The sequence below is a fragment of the Legionella lansingensis genome (assembly GCF_900187355.1).
In the GTDB taxonomy this organism is placed as follows: Bacteria; Pseudomonadota; Gammaproteobacteria; order Legionellales; family Legionellaceae; genus Tatlockia; species Tatlockia lansingensis.
In genome coordinates, this window is sequence record NZ_LT906451.1 from 2,574,782 (window position 1) to 2,594,245 (window position 19,464).

Below are 19,464 nucleotides of genomic sequence, written 5' to 3' on the forward strand. Positions count from 1 at the left end.
CTTCAAGAGCATCTATTTTTTACATGGCCTGTCGGCAATATATGCAATCAGCTATTATTATAATCAGATGTAGATGATTTGGCAGTTCCTATGAAAGAGAAGCTATTCGAGGGCGCTGAACAGGATAATCCAGCGGTATTAGTGGATTTAACCGATCCTAAGTTACTATTAGAAAAAGACCCCGCAGGTTATACCCCTCTTCACATCGCCGCAAGAAAAAAACATTATGACTGGCTAAGAGCACTGACGCAAAAAAACATTCTTACGTTTGAACACATCATGGCGCCTGATCCAGACGGTGATACGTTGCTCCATAAGATTGTCCGCGCTGGTGAAGCTGATTTGATTGAGGATTGTATCAGAATTTGCTATCAGCATGATAAAAATGGTGAGTTCTGGGATAAGACCAACATTTATGGTGAAACCCCCTGGGAGCAAAAAAGCAAAACGGCAGATAAAGTCTTGCTGAAACTTGAAACACCCCTTACAAAATATCACGGCCACCCATCCCCACTTTATCAAGCGGCTAAATACAACCCCTATTTTATCCAGGAAATTAATGATGAAGGACTATTGCGCGGAGAAATGCTCTACAAGACAACCCTAGTTGGTGAAATCAAGGATACACCTTTATCTCTTGCAGCAAGACTAGGCCATTTCGATATCCTAGCGTTGTTTCTTGCAAAAAATACCCCCGATTTTATTGACTTTGCCAACTATGATAAAACCAATACCTGGCTGCATGAACTTGCCTTACACAACGACAGCGTTCCTTTTGTAGAAAAGATGCTTAAAGAAGAAACAACCCGTGAACTTATTAGCGCAAGTTTGGAGAGTCAGGATGTCAATGGCGATACCCCACTCCACTTTGCTGCAAGGTACGGCAACTTGGAGTTGTTAACGTTACTTTTATCCACGTTCCCAAATGTAGAGCCTATTTTAAATGAGCAAGGCAACAGTTGGATTCATGAACTTGCAGAATATCATCCAGATCAACTCACATTAATTCAAAGCGGTTTAATTCCAAAGCAAGCTCTGACAATAAAAAATGATAATGGCAATACCTGTCTTCACCTACTTGCAAGGCAAGGCGATGCTGACACGCTAGCGACTCTACTAGCTCTGGGAGTTGATGCCACTGCACGTAATAATCAAGGACAATCGTTTTTGCATCTCGCGTCATTCGCTACTATTGAAAAACTAGTAGAGACAGGCGCATTAAATACTACTCACCTTAACTTAACAGACAAAAACAACATGACCATCATGCATCGTGTATTACGTGATAAAAATATCGTGCTTGCGGAAAAGCTCTACGCTTTGGGAGGTCGACTCGATTTACTTGATAAGTATGGACGCACACCTATCAGAAATCTTGAAACGATTTATTTTGGTTCACCAAGAGTTCCTCATGAAAAGATCAGCGAATTTAACAGCCAAGTGCCACCGAGATTTCAAATCGATGAAAAATCCTTGAGAAGTTTTTTCGCAAAGCAACAACTCTATTTTGTATTTGGCGTGCAAAAACTTATTGAGCCGCCTAAACAAACCAATGAATACGTTGGATCAGGAAACTTCCCTAAAAACGTTATTCCTTTCCTACAACAAACATTAAGTCAATTCGCCATGAGCCGCGAAGAAAGCAAGCAAAAAGGCTATCACGAAATTATTAATCTTTTGGACCATTTCCTGCCAATCAGCGACGTCGCCAATAAAATTGATGAGGTCACTGGTAGTTTACTCGCTGGTCAGCCTTTGTTGACACACTCAGGCTGGGAGGCTCATGTCGTTGGGGTGGCAATCGAGAAACAGGGCCCAGACATGGTCTTGAGCATAGCTGAACGTGGTCCATGGGCTGAAAAAACAGCTGATGATAGAGCCATTCCTGTTAGAACCTTGCGCTTTAAAGCAGAAAAAGATGACATTCAAAAGGTCTTAAGATTATTGGAGCAAGCGCAATATGTGGATGAAGAACAAGCCAGGGATCTGATTTTCAAGCAATTACCAGAAATCACACATACAACTTTTCACAGTGAAAACGATCCATCAAAATCATTAGTCTGCAAATTTTTCAAAGCACCGATCTGTTACTACGCAAATTTCAAAACGGCTCTTCATGACTGGTTTGTGAAAAAATTTAATTTAAGAGAAGGACAGCAGGAATATAAAGAGTTTGAGATCTCCTTAAGAAAACAAGCGATTGATGACTACCTGCGATATGTACCACCCGCAGAACAAGACCACAAACTCCTGGGGCAATGTGTGGCAGTCATCCATGAGAAGGAAGAAAAAGCTAAACAACTTAAGGAAGCAGTACCCGTCAGTAGTGATAGTAAAACCAGTGGAGTGGGTGGTGCGCATTAATGCGTAAATAGGGTGGAAATTTCTGGGATAAAGCAGGTATGATCATATTTTCACCCATTCACGTTCATTATGCACCGCTATTTTATTTTACTTTTATTTGGCTTTACAACGGCTTACAGCCTGCCCAAAGGTTTTGTCTATTTAGATGAAGTAGCCCCGAATATCATCGAAGACATGCGCTATGCTGGTTCCAATAATTTTGTCGGACACCCTATTCCTGGCTACAAGATCAACCGCTGTATCCTGACCTTGGCAGCGGCCAAGCAATTGGCAAATGTTGAGAAAAAGGCAAGGGCTATGGGCTATGGTTTAAAGATTTATGATTGTTATCGTCCACAACGAGCAGTAAACGCATTTTATCGATGGAGCCAAGTCCCAAGAGATAATAAAATGAAAGCAGCCTTCTACCCTCGAGAAGAAAAAAATACTTTATTTGCCAAAGGCTATATCGCGAAAGCCTCGGGTCACAGCCGTGGCAGCACAGTTGACTTAACGCTGATTAAACTAGGCAAGAATAATAGGGGGAACATAGAAAAATCGGCAACATGTTATGGGAAAACACCAGCCTATATTGATGATGACTCCATTGATACTGGGACTCGCTTTGACTGCTTTGATGTCAGTGCTCATACGAATTATCAAGATCTCACAGAGGAGCAGAAAGCGAATCGGCTCCTATTGCGCAATCTCATGCTACGCTATGGTTTTGTACCCTATAAAGAAGAGTGGTGGCATTTTAGGCTGCGAAATGAACCTTACCCACATACTTATTTTGATTTTCCTGTACAATAAATATCCCTCACCCTGCCCTCTCCCACAAGGGGGGAGGGAGAAAATTTTAGCACTCTACCTTATGTAGGGAGAGTTTAGTACCTCTCCCCTTGTGGGAGAGGCCGACGCGCATAGCGCGGCGGGTGAGGGGAGAAAGCGGGCATTCATGCAACAACCATTTTGGAGAAATCTATGTGGCTAATCTTTGCTATTGTGGCTGCCGTTTTATGGGGTTTAAATTACTCGCTTGCAGAAAAAGTGCTTCGCAGTATTTCACCGATCACGTTATTAGCACTAGAAATGTTGCTAGGCGCTATTGTGTTTTCTTTACTCTCCTACTTCACTACCTTCAAAAAAGATCTAGACATTCTGCTTCATCAACCCAGCGTTTTTTGGCTAACCTCACTTGAGGTTGTCATTGTTATCGTTGCGAGTTTTTTTATTGTCTATTCCATACAACTCAAAGACGCTACCTTTGCAGGAACCATTGAATTAACTTATCCGCTATTTATTATTTTGTTTACCTGGCTTTTATTTGGCGAAAATCATGTTGACACTTCCGTCATTGTCGGAGGGATCTTTATTTTTATTGGGGTGTTGTTCATAAGCATTCGCTAACTACGATAAATTTATAGATCCCCGCTTTTTATGCGGGGATGACATCTTATGCAGCTGCCTCACGAATCGTCCAGATGCGCTGACTATTATCATTAGAAGGTACCGTTGCTTCAATCCATAACACCAAAGGTTTCACACCTATACCTCCAGGCATCGTTTTTGAGGCTAATGCTACTGCGAAGGGATATTTATTCCTTAGGTTTTTTAATGCAACTAACACTCGACTCACATCAGGTTGATTATCTTTGAGTATTAACTCATTTCCACGATAAATAACGGTCACCGCTTGGCCTTTAAGCGCCGCCTTCACAACGGTTTCCAAACGTCGCCAACGAGCCTGTCTCCCTCGTTGCACTTCTGCTTGGGTAGGATTTTGTTGAAACTTCAGCCGCCCATGGGGAGAAAAAACCTTGGCCCAAGTATTCGCACCGGGTTTTTGTTGCAGAAAATAGGTACAAAGTGCATCCACGACATAACGATATTTACCAGAAACCGCAGGCTTCGTACCACGAACATGGTTAATGAAGATGGCAAAAGCTAATGTATGCGCATTTGCAGTATATAAATAACCTGACAGGCTCACTATTCCTCTCATGGTACCCGTTTTAGCGCGCACAAAATCCTGCTGAGTAGGTTTCTTAAAACGGCGTTGCAACGTGCCGTCGCGCCCAGAAACGGGTAAAGCAGCAATATATTCATAAGAAAGCGGGAACCGATGATAGAGAAAGCGTAGAAGAGAAGCCGTTTGACTTGGTGTGATTAAGTCATGACGAGATAAACCAGAACCATCGGTTAGCACCGCGCTCTGCAATTGAATCCCTGTCTGCTGCTGAATGAAATTTTTTACGATAGGTTGAGCTCCTGCCCAATTTACTGGTGAACCGTGTAATTTTTCCGCTGCATGCAAAAAGAGGCTGTCAGCATACAGATTATCAGACGGCTTTAGTGTATCAGCCATCAATTGCGATATCGGTTTAGACGATTCGCTGGCAATTAATAATGATCCAGAAGGTGCACGCCCTAATAAGACATTGCCTTCGAGGACAATATTCGATTCAGCCAATTGACGTTTGATCAAGCCTTGGGCATAGGCAAGAGGATTACGAATAGCCATTTGTTGTTGAACTGCCCATTGGCCAACATTGACACAACCACGCACAGTCAAATGATTTTCTTGATCCAAGGAAAAACCAACACCACAACGACTGCCTTTCGCTTTGGTTTTAACCTGGTTGTCTATAACAATACTACCACTCGCATCGTTTGTTTCAACGATGGCTGGCTCATCCACCCTACCTGATGGATTAACCGTGACCGTTAAGCGGTTGGTATCTATCATCACCGGGGCCAGGGGGGCACCATAGCTATACTTCAAATCTTCAGCCATCCAACCCGGAGGATATGGATCAATTGCGGCATGACTGCTATCAATATACACATTCCCTTGAATACGACTGACATGCCAGGTTTTTAATCCAGATAAAAGAGTTGCCAGTCGCTTATGATTAAATGAGGGATCCCCTGAAAGGTGAAGATAGAGTGATCCTTTCAACGTTCCTTGTTGTAATTGAGGCGCATTGGTACTCAATTGGTTTTTAAAGCGGTAATCGGGGCCTAAAACCATCAACGCAGCTGCATCTGAAAATAATTTCATATTGCTAGCCGGAACAAACGTTCGGTTTTCATTGCGTCGATAAAGTATAGCACCTGTGGTCAAATCAATGACTTCGACCCCAATGTTCAGCGTTGGGGAAACTTGATTGATTAACTGATCAGCGCCGCTTCGCAAGCTGGCATGAGAAGATGCAATGAGTAACGTTAACACTGTACCTGACAACATCCTTTTCATCAATTTGTCTTCCTTCATGTTTAACATCTGTGGGCTAAATAAATGCTAATCATATCGCAAGCCCATGCGGTCCAGAAGTCCTGCGAGCGTATCATTATCAAAAAATTTTATTTGCAACAGTCCACCGTTGTTATCATTGGCAATAATTTGCACGGGTGCTCCTATTTGTTCTGCTATTATTGCTTCTAAACGTTCGACATCACGATCACGATGAGCATTTAATGGTTGCTGTTCCCCTGTTTTGATTTCCTTGACTTTTTTTTCCAGGTAACGCACTGACCATTCATTTTCTTCACTTTGCTTTGCTAGAGTAATTTGTTGTTTTGTTGTCAACCCTACCAATATCTTTGCATGGCCCATGGATAACCTGCCTTCTTTTATGCAGTCTTGCACAGGCTCACATAGCATTAATAAGCGTAAAATGTTAGCAATATGACTACGCGATTTTCCTACCAAGGCAGCAATTTCATCTTGTTGGAAGTGAAATTCATCAATCAAACGTCGATAACCATTGGCCTCTTCGATGGGATTTAAATCTTCACGTTGAATATTTTCAATGAGTGTAACGGCAGCAGCCTGTTCATCCGAATAGTCAGTGACTAAACAAGGTAGCTCCGCAAGTCCAGCGATCATGGCCGCTCGCCAACGTCGCTCGCCAGCAACGATCTCGAAGCTGTTTTTTGCGATCTCCCTAACCACCAACGGTTCAATCAATCCCTGAGTAGCAATGGAATGAGCTAATTCCTGTATATTTTCTGTGGCAAATTGTTTGCGAGGTTGATATTTACCGGGCTGTAGCCATTCGATAGGAAGTAATTTGTATTGCATCCTCATGAAAACGAATAATAAGTAATGTTATCTTATTGTTTCATAAGATCGAGAAATCACCTATGGATTACTTGACTTTTAATGCTGCCAGGACTTGATTATTGTCTTCAACCCGTGCAGGGTCAGGTGCGAAAAAGTGATTGGAGGATGATGTAATTTTATTACCATTCATCTGCCTTGTAACCTCAGCAAATAATGAACGATTTTGGCTTAGGAAATCCTCAGCCTGGTCTTTGATAAACCTATCCTTAGAACGTAAAACCTGGACGAAATAATCCGCAGCTTGCTGCAGTTTGCTGACTGACTTCGACTGTGCCAAAGAAATTGCCAAATCGAGCTTGGCATTGGTGAGACCACTGTCTGCCGCTTTCTTTAACCACTTTAAGTAATCATCAGAATTTTGGGGAAAGTCTCTTGCCAATCGATAGGCTGCAACAGCATCCCCTTGAAGGGCCATGGCCTTCATTTGTTTGTGAAAATTAATCACCTCAGTTTTTGTATGATAATCATCAACGCTCTCAGTCAATGGATCAACCTCATATAATTTTGCAGACATAAAATACAACTTAAAGATACTGAAAGCTTAACGATAATTGATTAAAATTAAGCCAGCATTAAGTGCATATGCTTTTACAAAATTTTTACGTTTTATCGTAAAGAAACCAACCCACATGAAAAAGCATATGAGAAACAATGGCAGCAAAGAGACCAAATTGCCAAAAAAGCCAGCCAAACACAATGGCTTGCCAAATGTTTAATAGCAACACACTATAAACAAAACGGCGACCTGAGTGACAACCCGCAGCGAGATAGGCGGGCAACTGCCCGAGAGCAACTAAAAAACCACTTAAAAGGATAGCAATCCAGATGCTAAGTGGCGTTTTTTGCCCGTAAAACAGAATGGAAAAGAAAGCAACAACATTCATCAATCCCCAGCGAGCAATAATTTCTTCAACCACGCCCCCATAAAGCATGCAACCATCAAGAGCAAGTACCGTTCGCACTTTGCGCATGATGGCGAAGGTCGCCTCATCTAGAATACTGGCTACTAGACCATAGTAAAGAACGAAGAAAACAACGAGTCCTCCGATAGTGCAAAGAAGAATGGGTAGTACCATGTTTTGTATCAGAGTCAAAACAGGTTTTCCTTGAAGCAAATTCTCCAATACAGGCGCATTTAATCCTGTTCGTAAAGACAAAACGCTACCTGCAATGGTCAATATCAAGACCATTAATAAGGTTTGTCCTATAGCAAGCCCACTTACTCGTTTTTGTACCCGCTCACTGTTGTCAGGTAGTAAAAGACGAATAAGGCGTGGTACTGCAATAATGACTCCTGGTAGAGCTAAACAACATATAACGATGATGAGAGGCCAATTTAATTGCATGATTACTCTTTCCTAAGAATGCTATAAAAAAATCCGTCTCCGCCCTTTTCTTTGGGTAATATTTGCCAACCATGACCGGTATTTTGTCCCCAAGGTTGCTGTTCATCTATAAACGTGCATTCAGCATGCGCAGCAACAAAACGGGCAATTTGTTCTTCGTTTTCTTCCTTCATAATAGAGCAAGTTGCATAGATAAGTAACCCACCTTGAGCCAATAATGCCCATAGACTTTTTAGCAAATTGGCTTGTAAGTTAGCAACTGTGGTAATTTCAGCCTCTGTTCGTAATAGTTTGATATCAGGATGGCGCCTTATTACCCCGGTAGCCGAACAAGGAGCATCAAGAAGAATTCGATCAAAAGGTTTCCCATCCCACCACGTATGCGGCTCAAGTGCATCACCTTTCATTAACATGGCTTGCAAATGAAGGCGCGATAAATTCTCTTGGACTCGCTGCAAACGTCTTTCATCAACATCCAGAGCAATGCAAACGTCTAGATTCGGCTCCGCTTCAAGAATATGGCAAGTTTTACCGCCTGGAGCACAACAGGCATCCAACAATCTTAATCCTGGCTGAAGATTTAACAGTGAGACAGCCAATTGCGCCGATTCATCTTGTACAGAGACTTCTCCATTCGCAAAACCTGGCAAAGTCTGCACTTCACAAGCCGTTTCAAGCGTGAGGCCAACTGGAGAATAACGATGAGGATAAGCTCGTATGCCTGCTTTTTCTAAGCGTTGCAAATACAATTCTCTATCTGCACAACGCTGGTTGATTCGCAGACTCATCGGCGGATGGCTGTCATTTGCTTGTAAAACATCTTGCCAATCCTGCGGCCAATCTTGTTGTACGCGTTGGACAAACCATTGAGGATGACCATAAATAAACCGTTGATCATTTGCCAAGGTAGTCAAAATCGACTGTTGCTCACGACAAAACGTTCGTAACACAGCATTGATCAAGCCTTTGGCCCAATTTTTTTTGATTGCACCAAGCAGATCAACTGTTTCTTTAACCACGGCATAATCGGGTTTTCGCATAAAATGCAATTGATAAAGGCCTATCAACAGAACTAACCATACTTCAAAAGCTTTTGGGCGTTTATCAAGAAACCGGTCCGCAATTGCTTGTAGACGAAAATAATGACGACAAACCCCAAAACACAGCTCTTTAGTAAAGGGAGTTACGTCTTTGCTCGCCTGCAGAGCATGTGACAAAGGAGCTTTTTCCTGTAAAACCGTCCCAAGTATCCATAAAGCCTGTAAGCGATCATTGCTTTTCATTCTAAAACGCAACCAATCTGCAAACGAGAACGATTGGCATTTAACCAGTCCGCCACCGTCATTATCTTGCCACCTGGAAACTGGATATGCTCAATCATCAATGCGTATTGACCTGTAGCCACTAACATTCCCTTTTTATCAAGAGAAAGAATAGTTCCCGGTTTGCCTGAGGAAGTCGTTTCCACGACGTGAGCACGATGAATTCTCATCACTTCTCCCTCTACCTCTGTATAGGCAATAGGCCAGGGATTAAAAGCCCGGATTTGATTATGAATTTCGCTAGCTGACTTAGACCAATGAATTGCCGCATCTTCTTTGTTGATTTTGCCGGCATAGGTAACTTGACTTTCATCTTGGGGTACAGGTTGCACTCGATTAGTGGCCAAAGCATCAAGTGTTGCTAATAGTGGAGCCACTGCGAGTTCAGCCAAGCGATTATGCAAGCTCCCTGCCGTATCATCAGCAAAAATAGGACAGCTTGCTTCAGCCAGTTTGGCTCCTGTGTCCATTCCAACATCCATTTGCATGATGGTTACACCCGTTTCTGTATCACCATGAAGTATGGCATGCTGTATTGGCGAAGCTCCTCTCCAACGGGGTAGTAAAGAAGCATGAACATTGACACAGCCAAATTTCGGTATTGATAAGACGGGAGGAGGCAAAATCAAACCATAGGCAATCACCACCATCACATCAGGTTGCAACGCCTTGAGTTCGTTGACAGTATCCTCATTTTTAAAATTAACCGGTTGATAGACGGATAATTTTTTGCTTACTGCCCACATTTTTACCGCAGAAGGTTGTAACTTACGGCCGCGTCCTGCGGGTCTATCAGGTTGTGTATACACCGCAAGCAATTGATGGGAGGACGCTGCAAGTGCTCTAAGACAGGGCAGGCCAAATTCCGGCGTTCCTGCAAATACGATATTCAAAGTTTGCTCCTCAAGCTTAATCCCCCCTCACCCTACCCTCTGCCACAAGAGAGAGGAAAAATATATGTGCTCCTCTACCAAGAGAAAAGGAATGCCTCTCCCCTTGTGGGGGAGGTCGACGCGCATAGCGCGGCGGGTGAGAAGGATTACAATCAGCGAGCTTCTTATTTCCGAGCTTTCTGCCGTTTGTATTTATCCAACTTTCTTCTTGCCATTGCGCGCTTCAAGGGTGAAAGCAAATCGACAAATAGTCTGCCATTCATATGATCTATTTCGTGCTGAAAACATTCGGCCAAAAGCCCTTCAGCCGTCATTTCATAGGGTTTGCCAAAACGATCTTGTGCACGAATTGTAACTTTTTGCGCACGAGTGACAGTATCATAGGCACCAGGCACCGATAAACAGCCTTCCTGATATTCCATCTGTCCTTCAGACGCTACGATTTCCGGATTTGCCAAAACAAGTTGCTGTGTTTTGTCTCCCAAAACATCAACAACTGACAAACGTAAACTGACACCGATTTGTGGAGCAGCCAAACCGACACCATTGACGCCATACATGGTTTCAAACATATCATCGATCAAGCTTTGCAAGCTCTCATCAAAATGTTCAACAGGTTTTGCGATTTGCCGCAATCTTGGATCAGGCAAATAGAGAATCTTACGAATTGCCATACTTATCTATTTAAAACATACGATGCGTGATATTATTGCCCAATACCTCGTGCCACCGCAAGATGCCACATCTCGGAGAAGTTACACACTTCGCTTAATGCTTCTCACTGATAGGCAGACCTATCTTGCCAATTAATGGATTATTCACTTTGACGAACAACAAACCTTATTTTATCGCACTAAATAAAATTCCTTTTATTGGTCCACGCACTATCGCCAATTTATGGGCACGCTGGCCGCGACTGGAAGACATGTTTAAGTTGTCAAAACAGCAACTAGAGAAGGAAGGTCTATCAACTCGACTTGCTGAGTCCATCACTAAGTTCTCATTGAATGAAATTGAAACAGATTTATGCTGGCAGGAAACGAGTAACCAGTATGTACTCACTTGGGAAGATCCTCTGTACCCAAGTCTACTGAAAGAAATTCATGATCCTCCAGTCGTGCTTTATGCACGTGGAGATCTCACCTGTTTACAACAGCCGACTGTCGCCATTGTTGGTAGCCGTAAACCCTCTATCCTGGGGAGTGAAACTGCATGGCGCTTTGCCTCTGGTTTGGCTTCTCATCAACTCACCATTGTTAGTGGTCTGGCCTTAGGAATTGATGCTCAAGCTCATGGTGGCTGTTTAGAAGCGACGGGGAAAACGATTGCGGTCATGGGAACAGGAATTGATCAAATTTATCCTCGTCAACATCGAGCTCTTGCTGATAAAATCCAGCAAAATGGCTTGTTATTAAGCGAATTTCCTTTAAAAACTCCCCCAAAAGCTGGACATTTTCCACGCAGAAATCGTATAATAAGTGGTTTATCATTAGCCATCCTGGTTGTTGAGTCGGCAATTAAGAGTGGCTCATTGATCACTGCACGACTGGCTCTGGAGCAAAATCGCGACGTCCTGGCTATACCAGGATCGATTCTTAATCCTCAAGCCAGAGGCTGTCACTATCTTCTGCAGCAAGGAGCGAAGTTAGTGACTTCAATTCAGGATGTCATGGACGAGTTAGGTCTGGATAGTAAGCAAGTCATACAAGCTAACCCAACACTATCCCTTGCCACGGATAACCAAAACCTAGTAAAGTGCATTGGCTTCGAGATAACGAGCGTGGATCAAATCATTGCACGAAGTGGGTTAGGCATTGAAGAGGTAGTCAGCTCCCTGGCTACATTAGAATTACAAGGGACAATTAAAGCAGTTCCTGGTGGCTACATGAGGTGCGCGTAATGAAAGATAGTTTGTTTGAAATATTAATGAGTTTTTTTGAAAAAAGCTTGGCACAGTTGAAAGAAAGTCAAACGAGTGTTGATGATAGCCAAGAGACAGGAGAGAACCTAAGCCTGGAAGATCGCACCATCTACATCAGAGATGCAAAAAAAACTGCCATGCGCTTATTTACTGTAGATGAGCAGAGAAAACTCACGAAAGCAAGCTATCAATTTCTAACACGCCTGATGCTTTTAGGAGTTATTGCTGAAGAAACCATGGAATTGATTATCAATCAGCTATTATTTTCCGAATCCCGCTTTGTCAGTTTGCAAGAAACCAAATGGACAATCCGCAACGCACTTGCCGATAACCTTGATGCGAATCAGTTAGCTTTTCTTGATCTTGTGCTATATCAAAAAGAAGATAAGTTACCGTTGCATTAATTTATTACCACAAGGAAGGTTAATTCTTTATGAGCAAACACTTGGTTGTCGTGGAATCACCCGCGAAAGCTAAAACAATTCAAAAGTATTTAGGCAAAGATTATGACGTATTGGCCTCTTATGGCCACGTCAGAGATCTTCCTGCGCGAAAAGGTTCCGTTAATCCTGATAATCAGTTTTATATGACTTATACGCCGATAGAAAAGAATCTCAGACATATTGAATCCATTGCCAAAGCCTTAAAAAATTCTGACTCTCTTCTATTAGCAACAGACCCTGATCGTGAAGGGGAAGCCATTTCCTGGCATGTGTATGAACTAATGAAAGAAAGGAATCTACTAAAAGACAAAGAAGTTCACCGCATTTTTTTTAATGAAATAACCAAATCAGCTATTCAAGAAGCAATAAGTAACCCACGTTCTATTTCCATGGATTTGGTAAATGCTCAGCAGGCTCGGCGAGCTCTCGATTATCTTGTAGGTTTCAATTTATCACCTTTATTATGGAAAAAAATTCGCCGCGGTCTTTCAGCTGGTCGTGTACAGAGTCCAGCATTGCGACTTATTGTGGAGCGCGAAGAAGAAATAGAACGTTTTGTACCACAAGAGTATTGGAAAATTTTAGCTCTTTGCCAACATGACAATACTGCTTTTCAAGCAAGACTGACTCATTTTTCCAAAACTAAATTACAGCAATTTACGGTCAATGAGTCGGGACAAGCACACAATATAAAAAACACTTTATTGAAAGAAGCACAAGGTTTCCTTGTCGTTGCTAACATTGAGAAAAAACAACGTAAACGTAATCCAGCTGCCCCCTTCATCACCTCTACCTTGCAGCAGGAAGCAGCTCGAAAATTAGGCTTTACTGCCAGAAAAACCATGATGGTCGCCCAGCAACTCTATGAAGGTATCGATATCGGCACAGGAACTGTGGGTTTAATTACCTACATGCGTACTGACTCGGTTAACTTAGCCCGAGATGCGATTGAAGAAATTCGCAGTTACATTCATGAACGTTATGGCCAAGATAATTGCCCAAGTTCACCTCGACTATACAAGACTAAATCAAAAAATGCTCAAGAAGCGCATGAAGCCATTCGTCCTACCTCCATTAAACGCACCCCTGAAATGCTTGAGCAATCGCTCACCAGTGATCAATTCAAATTGTATAATCTCATTTGGAAACGCACAGTGGCTTGTCAAATGGCCGAAGCGGTGATTGATACTGTCGCTGTTGATTTAAGCTGTGGTACAGGCAATATGTTTCGCGCTAATGGCTCAACAATTACTTTTCCTGGGTTTCTTTCTATCTACGAAGAAGGACGTGATGATACTCAGGATGATGAGGAAAATGCGTTACTCCCGGCATTGAAAGTCGGTGAAAAAGTGCATTTAAAAGATATTCTTGCAAAACAACATTTTACTGAACCTCCACCACGGTATTCTGAGGCTTCACTTGTGAAAGCTTTGGAAGAATATGATATTGGCCGCCCATCGACTTACGCCACAATTATTCATACGTTGCAACAACGTGAATATGTGACTGTCGATAAAAAACGATTCATCCCAACAGACGTAGGACGGATTGTTAATCGCTTCCTTACTGGACATTTTACCCGCTATGTAGATTACCAATTTACTGCACAGTTGGAAGATACATTGGATGCAATATCCCGTGGTGAACGAGATTGGATACCCGTCCTGGAAGAGTTTTGGAAGCCCTTTATTAGTCAGATTGAAAATACGGATACTCAGGTACAACGCAAAGACGTTACCACTGAAGCTCTCGAGGAAAAATGCCCGAAATGTGGGAAACCACTTGCTATTCGCTTAGGGAAACGTGGTCGGTTCATTGGTTGTACGGGTTATCCCGAATGTGATTACACGCAAGACTTGAACACCCAGGAAGGCGACAAAGCGGAACCAGAGGTTGTAGAAGGACGCGTATGCCCAGAATGTTCTGGTCCTCTACATATTAAAATCGGCCGTTATGGTCGTTTTATTGGTTGTAGTAATTTCCCCCGTTGCAAGTACATTGAACCCTTAGAAAAACCAGCGGATACCGCTGTACAATGTCCCAAATGCCACCAAGCAACTATCTTGAAGCGCAAATCTCGTAAAGGGAAAATATTTTATTCTTGTGGTAATTATCCTAAGTGCGACTATGCACTGTGGAATGAACCGATTGATAAGCCCTGTCCCAAATGTGCCTGGCCGTTGTTAACCGTCAAAGAAACAAAGCGCTCTGGAAAGCAAATTATTTGTCCTAAAGAAGGTTGCGGCTACACTGCAAGTGAGGAATGATTGTCAGGATCTCTGATGAACGTAACCCGGCTGATTGCAGCCGGGAGTTACTCTGTAAGCAGACTACACTTAGCTACCTTGGATTATTAAGCTGGTGCAAGGTGATTGCATTTCCTTCTGAGTCAATTATCACCGCCATCCGACAAACAGGGGAAGAAAAAATATCTAATTTGAATTTGACGTTTTCTTCTTTGAGATGAGAAACCAATTTGTCCAAATCCTCAACTTCAAAAGCAATAGAGCCGCCAGCATTTGCACTTGGCTTTAATCCTTCAGCCAGATCAGTGATAGTGAAACAGCCTCCATCAGGTAAATCATATTCAACCCAACGACCATTTGCGGTTATACTTCCAACAGTAAGCCCAAGCTTTTTTTCATAAAACTGTCTGGCACGATTGAGATCCTCAACAGGATACATTGTAAAAGCGACCTTCTTTAACATAGATCCTCCTCTCTAGGTTCTATAGGGGCTTGCATAAAAGTTCTTAATTTCTTTAATGACCAAAATGATGTCCTTATGCGAGATATCTAAGTGTGTCACTAATCTCACAATGCCTTTTTTGTTCGCTTGCTTTGGGAATAAAATACCTTTTTGCTGTAAGTGCGATTGTAATTCAGAATAACCATGTGCAAATCTTACAAAGATCATATTTGTCTGCAATCCCTCGACGTCTATACCCTCGATTTCTGCTAAAGTAGTGCCCAAAAGAAAAGCGTGCTCATGATCCTCGTGCAAGCGCGCCACATTATTTTCCAAAGCATAAATACATGCAGCCGCAAGAATGCCCGCTTGACGCATACCACCGCCTAAGATTTTTCGCCATCTTCTGGCTCTTCGAATGAATTCTTTTGTTCCACAAAGCACTGAACCAACAGGAGCACCCAAGCCTTTGGAAAGACAAATCGATACGGAATCAACATGCGCGCTAATTGCATGCAGAGGCACTTGCAGTTGAACTGCAGCATTAAAAACTCTGGCTCCATCTAGATGACTTTGGAGATTGTGTTCACCACAGAATAACCGTACTTTTTTTAAATAATCGAGAGGTAGGACTTTCCCATCCGTGGTGTTTTCAAGACATAGCAATTTGGTGCGTGGATGATGATCGTCCAATGGCTTAATGGCTAAAGCAATTTTATCCAAAGGCAACGTTCCATCTTCAGCAAATTCAAGTGGCTGTGGCTGAACACTGCCTAAAACAGCGGCGCCACCACCTTCCCACATATAAGTATGAGCCGTTTGTCCAACGATGTATTCATCGCCTCGTTCGCAGTGCGCCATAACAGCCATTAGATTCGATTGCGTGCCAGAAGGTGCAAAAACGGCTGCCTCCATGCCAGCTTTATCTGCCAGCATCTCTTCTAACTTGATAACAGTGGGATCCTCACCCCAAACATCGTCACCAACTTCCGCATGCATCATGAATTGCAGCATCGCTTTATCAGGTTTGGTCATCGTATCGCTACGAAAATCAATTTTTTTCATGTTAGATCTCATTATCCATTTGGTAAGTCTCTTGCGGCTTCGATATAAATCCGCTTAAGTTCTCGCAACTTGCCTCGAATGAAATTAATGGTTTGTAAGGTTTGTCTAGCATTTTCTTGCCAACCCTGACTTAGGGCATAAGCATACCATAATAGCCAGGTATGCAGCGTCAACCCCCAGAGGATATTATCTCCTCGTGGTAATTGTTTGGCATCATTAGCATAACCTGCTAATGCCGCTTGAAATAGTTTCTTATCAAAAATCAAAACAGCTAAACCTGAACAATTGCTTGCCAAGCCGATAAGCTCTACGAAGGGATGAATAAGACCAGCACTCTCCCAATCAATTAAGTGCGGTGTGTCTTCATTTTTCCAAACAACATTGTGCAAATGAATGTCACGATGACTCACAACCATGTTCTCTGCATCATAGTCATGATACTTATTGCAATGCTCAACTAAAGTAGATACCCAAGCAGGATAAGTTCCTGTTGCAGGTAATTGGATCTCGGGAAGCATTTTCGCTTTATCTTGTGGCAATCTTAGAGCATGCAATTGCGCGAGAACGCCTCCGAGCTTAAAAGCCTGAATTTCAGTGACAGCATCGGTAACTCGACCTTCACAATAAGGGAAAATGAGCCTTGAGGATGAGTTAGCAGCATTGGGTTCAAGACATGCACTAAACACCGGTGCAAACGTAGAACCCAGCTTTGCTGCCACCAAGACTGTAAGAGACGCGGTAAACGCAATTTGCGAAGGACTACTTGTGCCTAACCAGCTATGTTTGGAAAAGGTTTTGCAAACCCATTTGCTGTGATCTTGAAGCTCAATGATATCCGTTTGGTGCTGATAACTACCTTGCAAAGGCTGGACAGAAATGATGATTTCTGTAAAAAAGGCTTGCGACCAATGTTTATTAGCGAGTTTCGAAGGACGTCTATTATTCATGCATGAGTTGTTCGATATACCGTCTACAAGTTAACGGATTGTCCAAGAAATTGATGATGTGGCGTGTACCTCCTGTACCCGTAATGACTAACGAGCCATAGCGCAGGATACTCCCTAATACGGATTGCCGAATATCGATGCTTTCTATCTTTGATAAGGGGATGTCGACTGTTTGTCTCACCAACATGCCAGTACGCAAGATGACTTGTTTGTTTTTAATCGTGAGCGAGGAGAAATGATAGGTGACCCAAGTCATGATCATCCAAATCAAAGCAACAAAGAGAAACAAGATAGATACTTCTTTCAACGGCATCGAAGAGTAACCCATATAGATTGCAAATAGTGCTAACACAATTGGCCAGAAAAATAAGATCCAATGTAGCCTTGCAAAATATACGACATCTTTGTCTATCATTCTCACCCTTAAGTAGTAAGTAATCACTTAGACATAATGATATTGCAGATACGGGAAATTTGCTATGCTATGTTCTTTAACTCAGAAGTTCCCTTTAAGGATGTCAAATGCGCCAAGTCAATCGTTGTCTTAATCCGCAATTAGCAGCACTCTGTGAGAAGGCGATGGAACTGGCAGCCCTGAATAACCTGATAAAAAAATATTTGCCCTTGAGCTTAGTTGAGTATTGTAGAGTAGGAAGTTTTAACAAAGGCTGCTTAGTTATTGTCACAGCCTCTGCTTGGGCAACTGAATTGCGCTATATCATCCCTGATTTACGCGATAAATTGAGGAAACAAGCAGGGCTTTATCAATTGACCGGCATTAAAATTTCCATCGATGAAGCGAATGAGCATGGCATCAGCACTACCAAAATGAAGAAAGCCATCCAAATATCAGATCCAGCTCGCGCCATCATTTATACAGCCAGTAGTGAGTTTACTTATGAACCTCTTAAAAAAGCACTACAAAAACTAGCCCGTTAATTGCTTAGGTTGATAGCTCATCTGAACAGTGTCCATTGCCATTAAATCTGCTTTAATCATGTCAAAATCTTGTTCCCAAAAAACCAGTGCATTTTGCAAGAGCTCTCCGACCGAATCATTGTCAGCCTCAAGTAATGCGCTTGCAAGCTCCTGAACGCTTGCGTCTAACTTTCTCATTAAGCTTTTAATACTTAATAAATTTTTTACCGTATCACCGCGTTTAGTGACAGGTAATTTTTGATTTAAAGCAGCCGTAGCGAAATTATTTATGGCAACGATTAATTTTACAGTCACCTCAAAAGGCTCTGTTTCCGAATTGTATTTCTCCGCTATTTTGTTAAGCGTTTCACCTACATTTTCGCATAAAGCCTGTGAATCTTTTTTAATGGCGTTTCGGCGTAATAGCGTGGGTGTCATAACGGCCACATGAGAGGCAAAAAAACCAAATGCTGCACCCGCCATACCTCTTGCTAGGTAGCTACAATCTTCATTCTCACAACTGTTAGCCGCAAGCATTGCACATGCCACTGTGGACACCACAATCGTACCTCTTGCAAAATACTCTCGCCAACTGTAATGCGTCCACAAGCCAGCAAACGTTTCTCGTGTACGTTGTCTTGCCAACCCACCAATATTAAAAGGATCCACCAGGCCACCAGTGGCCCATGTCAATACTTCCGCCGCTTTTTCAAACATAAACGAAACCAGTTAAGACAAGAAGACGAACACTTTATCGTAATTTTGATAGTTTATAAAGCGAGTCTAATTGCAATCTAAAAATTTTTAGATTTTGGCGATGTCAAGACTATTTTTTTAAAATTTATTCGGCTATTATCCCTTAGTTGTCGTGCCTATTCCTTTCATAGCCTGTGGATAATTTTTCTCTAGTCAGAGAAAAAAGTTAATTTTCTTATTTTTTAGATTCTTCTATTTCCTTTGTCACTCAAAGGCTCAGCCGCGTTTTAATTAAAATAATCTCCTCTTTTTTTACCCACAGATCCTGTGGATAAAACTGTGAATAGCTTGTCAACCTTTAACACAGTTAACACCGCTGACTCTTCCACTGGATTTCCGGGATGAAAATCAACAGCTACAGCAAAACCGAGATGCTCAGCATCTTGCGTCCATGAGCCACAGTGTAAGATTGGCTCAATTGCCTTACCTATGTTATTCATAGCCACTTCATCTACATACTTAAGAGACCACTGGCTGTGAGTTAACATTTTATTCAAGGTTAAATATAATGCATATTGCAAAATATATAGCGCTTGTTCATTTTCCTTGACTAAAAGGTCTAGTGCAATGCGATTGCAGCTGTGGTAGAGATGAGTAAATTGATGGTCCTCTGGAGAGAAGTTCCCTTGCATAATTGCGTTTTGCTCGCTGAAACATTCGGAGCGAAAAAATAAAATTTCTTTACCCTTGCCA

20 protein-coding genes are annotated in these 19,464 nt (G+C 42.3%); 7 read left to right on the forward strand and 13 right to left on the reverse strand.

What is annotated here, in order from left to right:
• Window positions 1–90 precede the first annotated feature (90 nt).
• The 3 genes from CKV79_RS11800 to CKV79_RS11810 all read left to right on the forward strand — a co-directional run bounded on the left by CKV79_RS11800 (window position 91) and on the right by CKV79_RS11810 (window position 3,753).
• Window positions 91–2,364: an ankyrin repeat domain-containing protein gene (locus CKV79_RS11800; protein WP_028372577.1), complete on the forward strand. Its 2,274-nt coding sequence runs from the start codon at window positions 91–93 to the stop codon at window positions 2,362–2,364.
• Between the two features lie 69 nt (window positions 2,365–2,433).
• Window positions 2,434–3,156, forward strand: coding sequence for a M15 family metallopeptidase (locus CKV79_RS11805; RefSeq protein WP_028372578.1), 723 nt, complete (start codon window positions 2,434–2,436; stop codon window positions 3,154–3,156).
• A gap of 171 nt (window positions 3,157–3,327) precedes the next feature.
• A complete protein-coding gene (locus CKV79_RS11810) occupies window positions 3,328–3,753 on the forward strand; it encodes a DMT family transporter (protein WP_028372579.1) in 426 nt (141 codons plus the stop codon).
• A gap of 46 nt (window positions 3,754–3,799) precedes the next feature.
• Here CKV79_RS11810 and dacB read toward each other — a convergent pair whose 3' ends face one another.
• From dacB to def, 7 genes are all read right to left on the reverse strand, one after another.
• Entirely contained in the window at window positions 3,800–5,602 is a 1,803-nt protein-coding gene (gene dacB, locus CKV79_RS11815; RefSeq protein WP_028372580.1) for a D-alanyl-D-alanine carboxypeptidase/D-alanyl-D-alanine endopeptidase, read from the reverse strand.
• Window positions 5,603–5,647: 45 nt separating this feature from the next.
• Window positions 5,648–6,436, reverse strand: coding sequence for a ParB/RepB/Spo0J family partition protein (locus CKV79_RS11820; protein ID WP_028372581.1), 789 nt, complete (start codon window positions 6,434–6,436; stop codon window positions 5,648–5,650).
• Window positions 6,437–6,497: 61 nt separating this feature from the next.
• The gene (locus CKV79_RS11825) at window positions 6,498–6,986 is read right to left on the reverse strand and encodes an SEL1-like repeat protein (protein ID WP_028372582.1); all 489 of its coding nucleotides are present in this window, start codon (window positions 6,984–6,986) and stop codon (window positions 6,498–6,500) included.
• 85 nt (window positions 6,987–7,071) lie between these two features.
• On the reverse strand, window positions 7,072–7,818 hold the full coding sequence (locus CKV79_RS11830; protein ID WP_028372583.1) for a CPBP family intramembrane metalloprotease: 747 nt from the start codon (window positions 7,816–7,818) through the stop codon (window positions 7,072–7,074).
• 2 nt (window positions 7,819–7,820) lie between these two features.
• Window positions 7,821–9,101, reverse strand: a complete 1,281-nt coding sequence (rsmB, locus tag CKV79_RS11835; RefSeq protein ID WP_028372584.1) for a 16S rRNA (cytosine(967)-C(5))-methyltransferase RsmB — start codon at window positions 9,099–9,101, stop codon at window positions 7,821–7,823.
• Window positions 9,098–10,033: a methionyl-tRNA formyltransferase gene (gene fmt, locus CKV79_RS11840; RefSeq protein WP_081778033.1), complete on the reverse strand. Its 936-nt coding sequence runs from the start codon at window positions 10,031–10,033 to the stop codon at window positions 9,098–9,100. The genes rsmB and fmt overlap by 4 nt, the downstream gene beginning before the upstream one ends.
• Window positions 10,034–10,197: 164 nt before the next feature.
• Entirely contained in the window at window positions 10,198–10,707 is a 510-nt protein-coding gene (def, locus tag CKV79_RS11845) for a peptide deformylase (RefSeq protein ID WP_028372586.1), read from the reverse strand.
• Between the two features lie 149 nt (window positions 10,708–10,856).
• On the opposite strand from def, the gene dprA reads away from it, so the two are divergent.
• Genes dprA through topA form a run of 3 tightly spaced genes read left to right on the forward strand, consistent with a single transcriptional unit; the run spans window position 10,857 to window position 14,664 of the window.
• Window positions 10,857–11,933 (forward strand): DNA-processing protein DprA, encoded by a 1,077-nt coding sequence (dprA, locus tag CKV79_RS11850; protein WP_028372587.1) that lies wholly within the window; start codon window positions 10,857–10,859, stop codon window positions 11,931–11,933.
• Window positions 11,933–12,358, forward strand: a complete 426-nt coding sequence (locus CKV79_RS11855) for a DUF494 family protein (RefSeq protein WP_028372588.1) — start codon at window positions 11,933–11,935, stop codon at window positions 12,356–12,358. The genes dprA and CKV79_RS11855 overlap by 1 nt, the downstream gene beginning before the upstream one ends.
• Before the next feature lie 29 nt (window positions 12,359–12,387).
• Window positions 12,388–14,664 carry a type I DNA topoisomerase gene (gene topA, locus CKV79_RS11860; RefSeq protein WP_028372589.1) on the forward strand — a complete coding sequence of 759 codons (2,277 nt, stop codon included), beginning with the start codon at window positions 12,388–12,390 and terminating at the stop codon, window positions 14,662–14,664.
• 73 nt (window positions 14,665–14,737) lie between these two features.
• Here topA and CKV79_RS13945 read toward each other — a convergent pair whose 3' ends face one another.
• Genes CKV79_RS13945 through CKV79_RS11880 form a run of 4 tightly spaced genes read right to left on the reverse strand, consistent with a single transcriptional unit; the run spans window position 14,738 to window position 17,512 of the window.
• Complete coding sequence (locus CKV79_RS13945; RefSeq protein WP_028372590.1) at window positions 14,738–15,106, reverse strand: VOC family protein; 369 nt, start codon at window positions 15,104–15,106, stop codon at window positions 14,738–14,740.
• 12 nt (window positions 15,107–15,118) lie between these two features.
• Entirely contained in the window at window positions 15,119–16,150 is a 1,032-nt protein-coding gene (gene ltaE / locus CKV79_RS11870) for a low-specificity L-threonine aldolase (RefSeq protein ID WP_035915044.1), read from the reverse strand.
• 11 nt (window positions 16,151–16,161) lie between these two features.
• Window positions 16,162–17,097 (reverse strand): phosphotransferase family protein, encoded by a 936-nt coding sequence (locus CKV79_RS11875; protein ID WP_028372592.1) that lies wholly within the window; start codon window positions 17,095–17,097, stop codon window positions 16,162–16,164.
• On the reverse strand, window positions 17,090–17,512 hold the full coding sequence (locus CKV79_RS11880) for a PH domain-containing protein (RefSeq protein ID WP_028372593.1): 423 nt from the start codon (window positions 17,510–17,512) through the stop codon (window positions 17,090–17,092). The genes CKV79_RS11875 and CKV79_RS11880 overlap by 8 nt, the downstream gene beginning before the upstream one ends.
• Window positions 17,513–17,619: 107 nt before the next feature.
• Between CKV79_RS11880 and CKV79_RS11885 the strand changes: the two genes are divergently transcribed.
• The gene (locus CKV79_RS11885) at window positions 17,620–18,036 is read left to right on the forward strand and encodes a DUF721 domain-containing protein (protein WP_028372594.1); all 417 of its coding nucleotides are present in this window, start codon (window positions 17,620–17,622) and stop codon (window positions 18,034–18,036) included.
• Here the strand turns inward: CKV79_RS11885 and CKV79_RS11890 are convergent.
• Window positions 18,025–18,732, reverse strand: a complete 708-nt coding sequence (locus tag CKV79_RS11890; protein WP_028372595.1) for a hypothetical protein — start codon at window positions 18,730–18,732, stop codon at window positions 18,025–18,027. The two genes, CKV79_RS11885 and CKV79_RS11890, sit on opposite strands and share 12 nt — an antisense overlap.
• A 266-nt stretch (window positions 18,733–18,998) precedes the next feature.
• The gene (locus CKV79_RS11895) at window positions 18,999–19,403 is read right to left on the reverse strand and encodes a hypothetical protein (RefSeq protein WP_051546090.1); all 405 of its coding nucleotides are present in this window, start codon (window positions 19,401–19,403) and stop codon (window positions 18,999–19,001) included.
• Window positions 19,404–19,464: the final 61 nt, after the last annotated feature.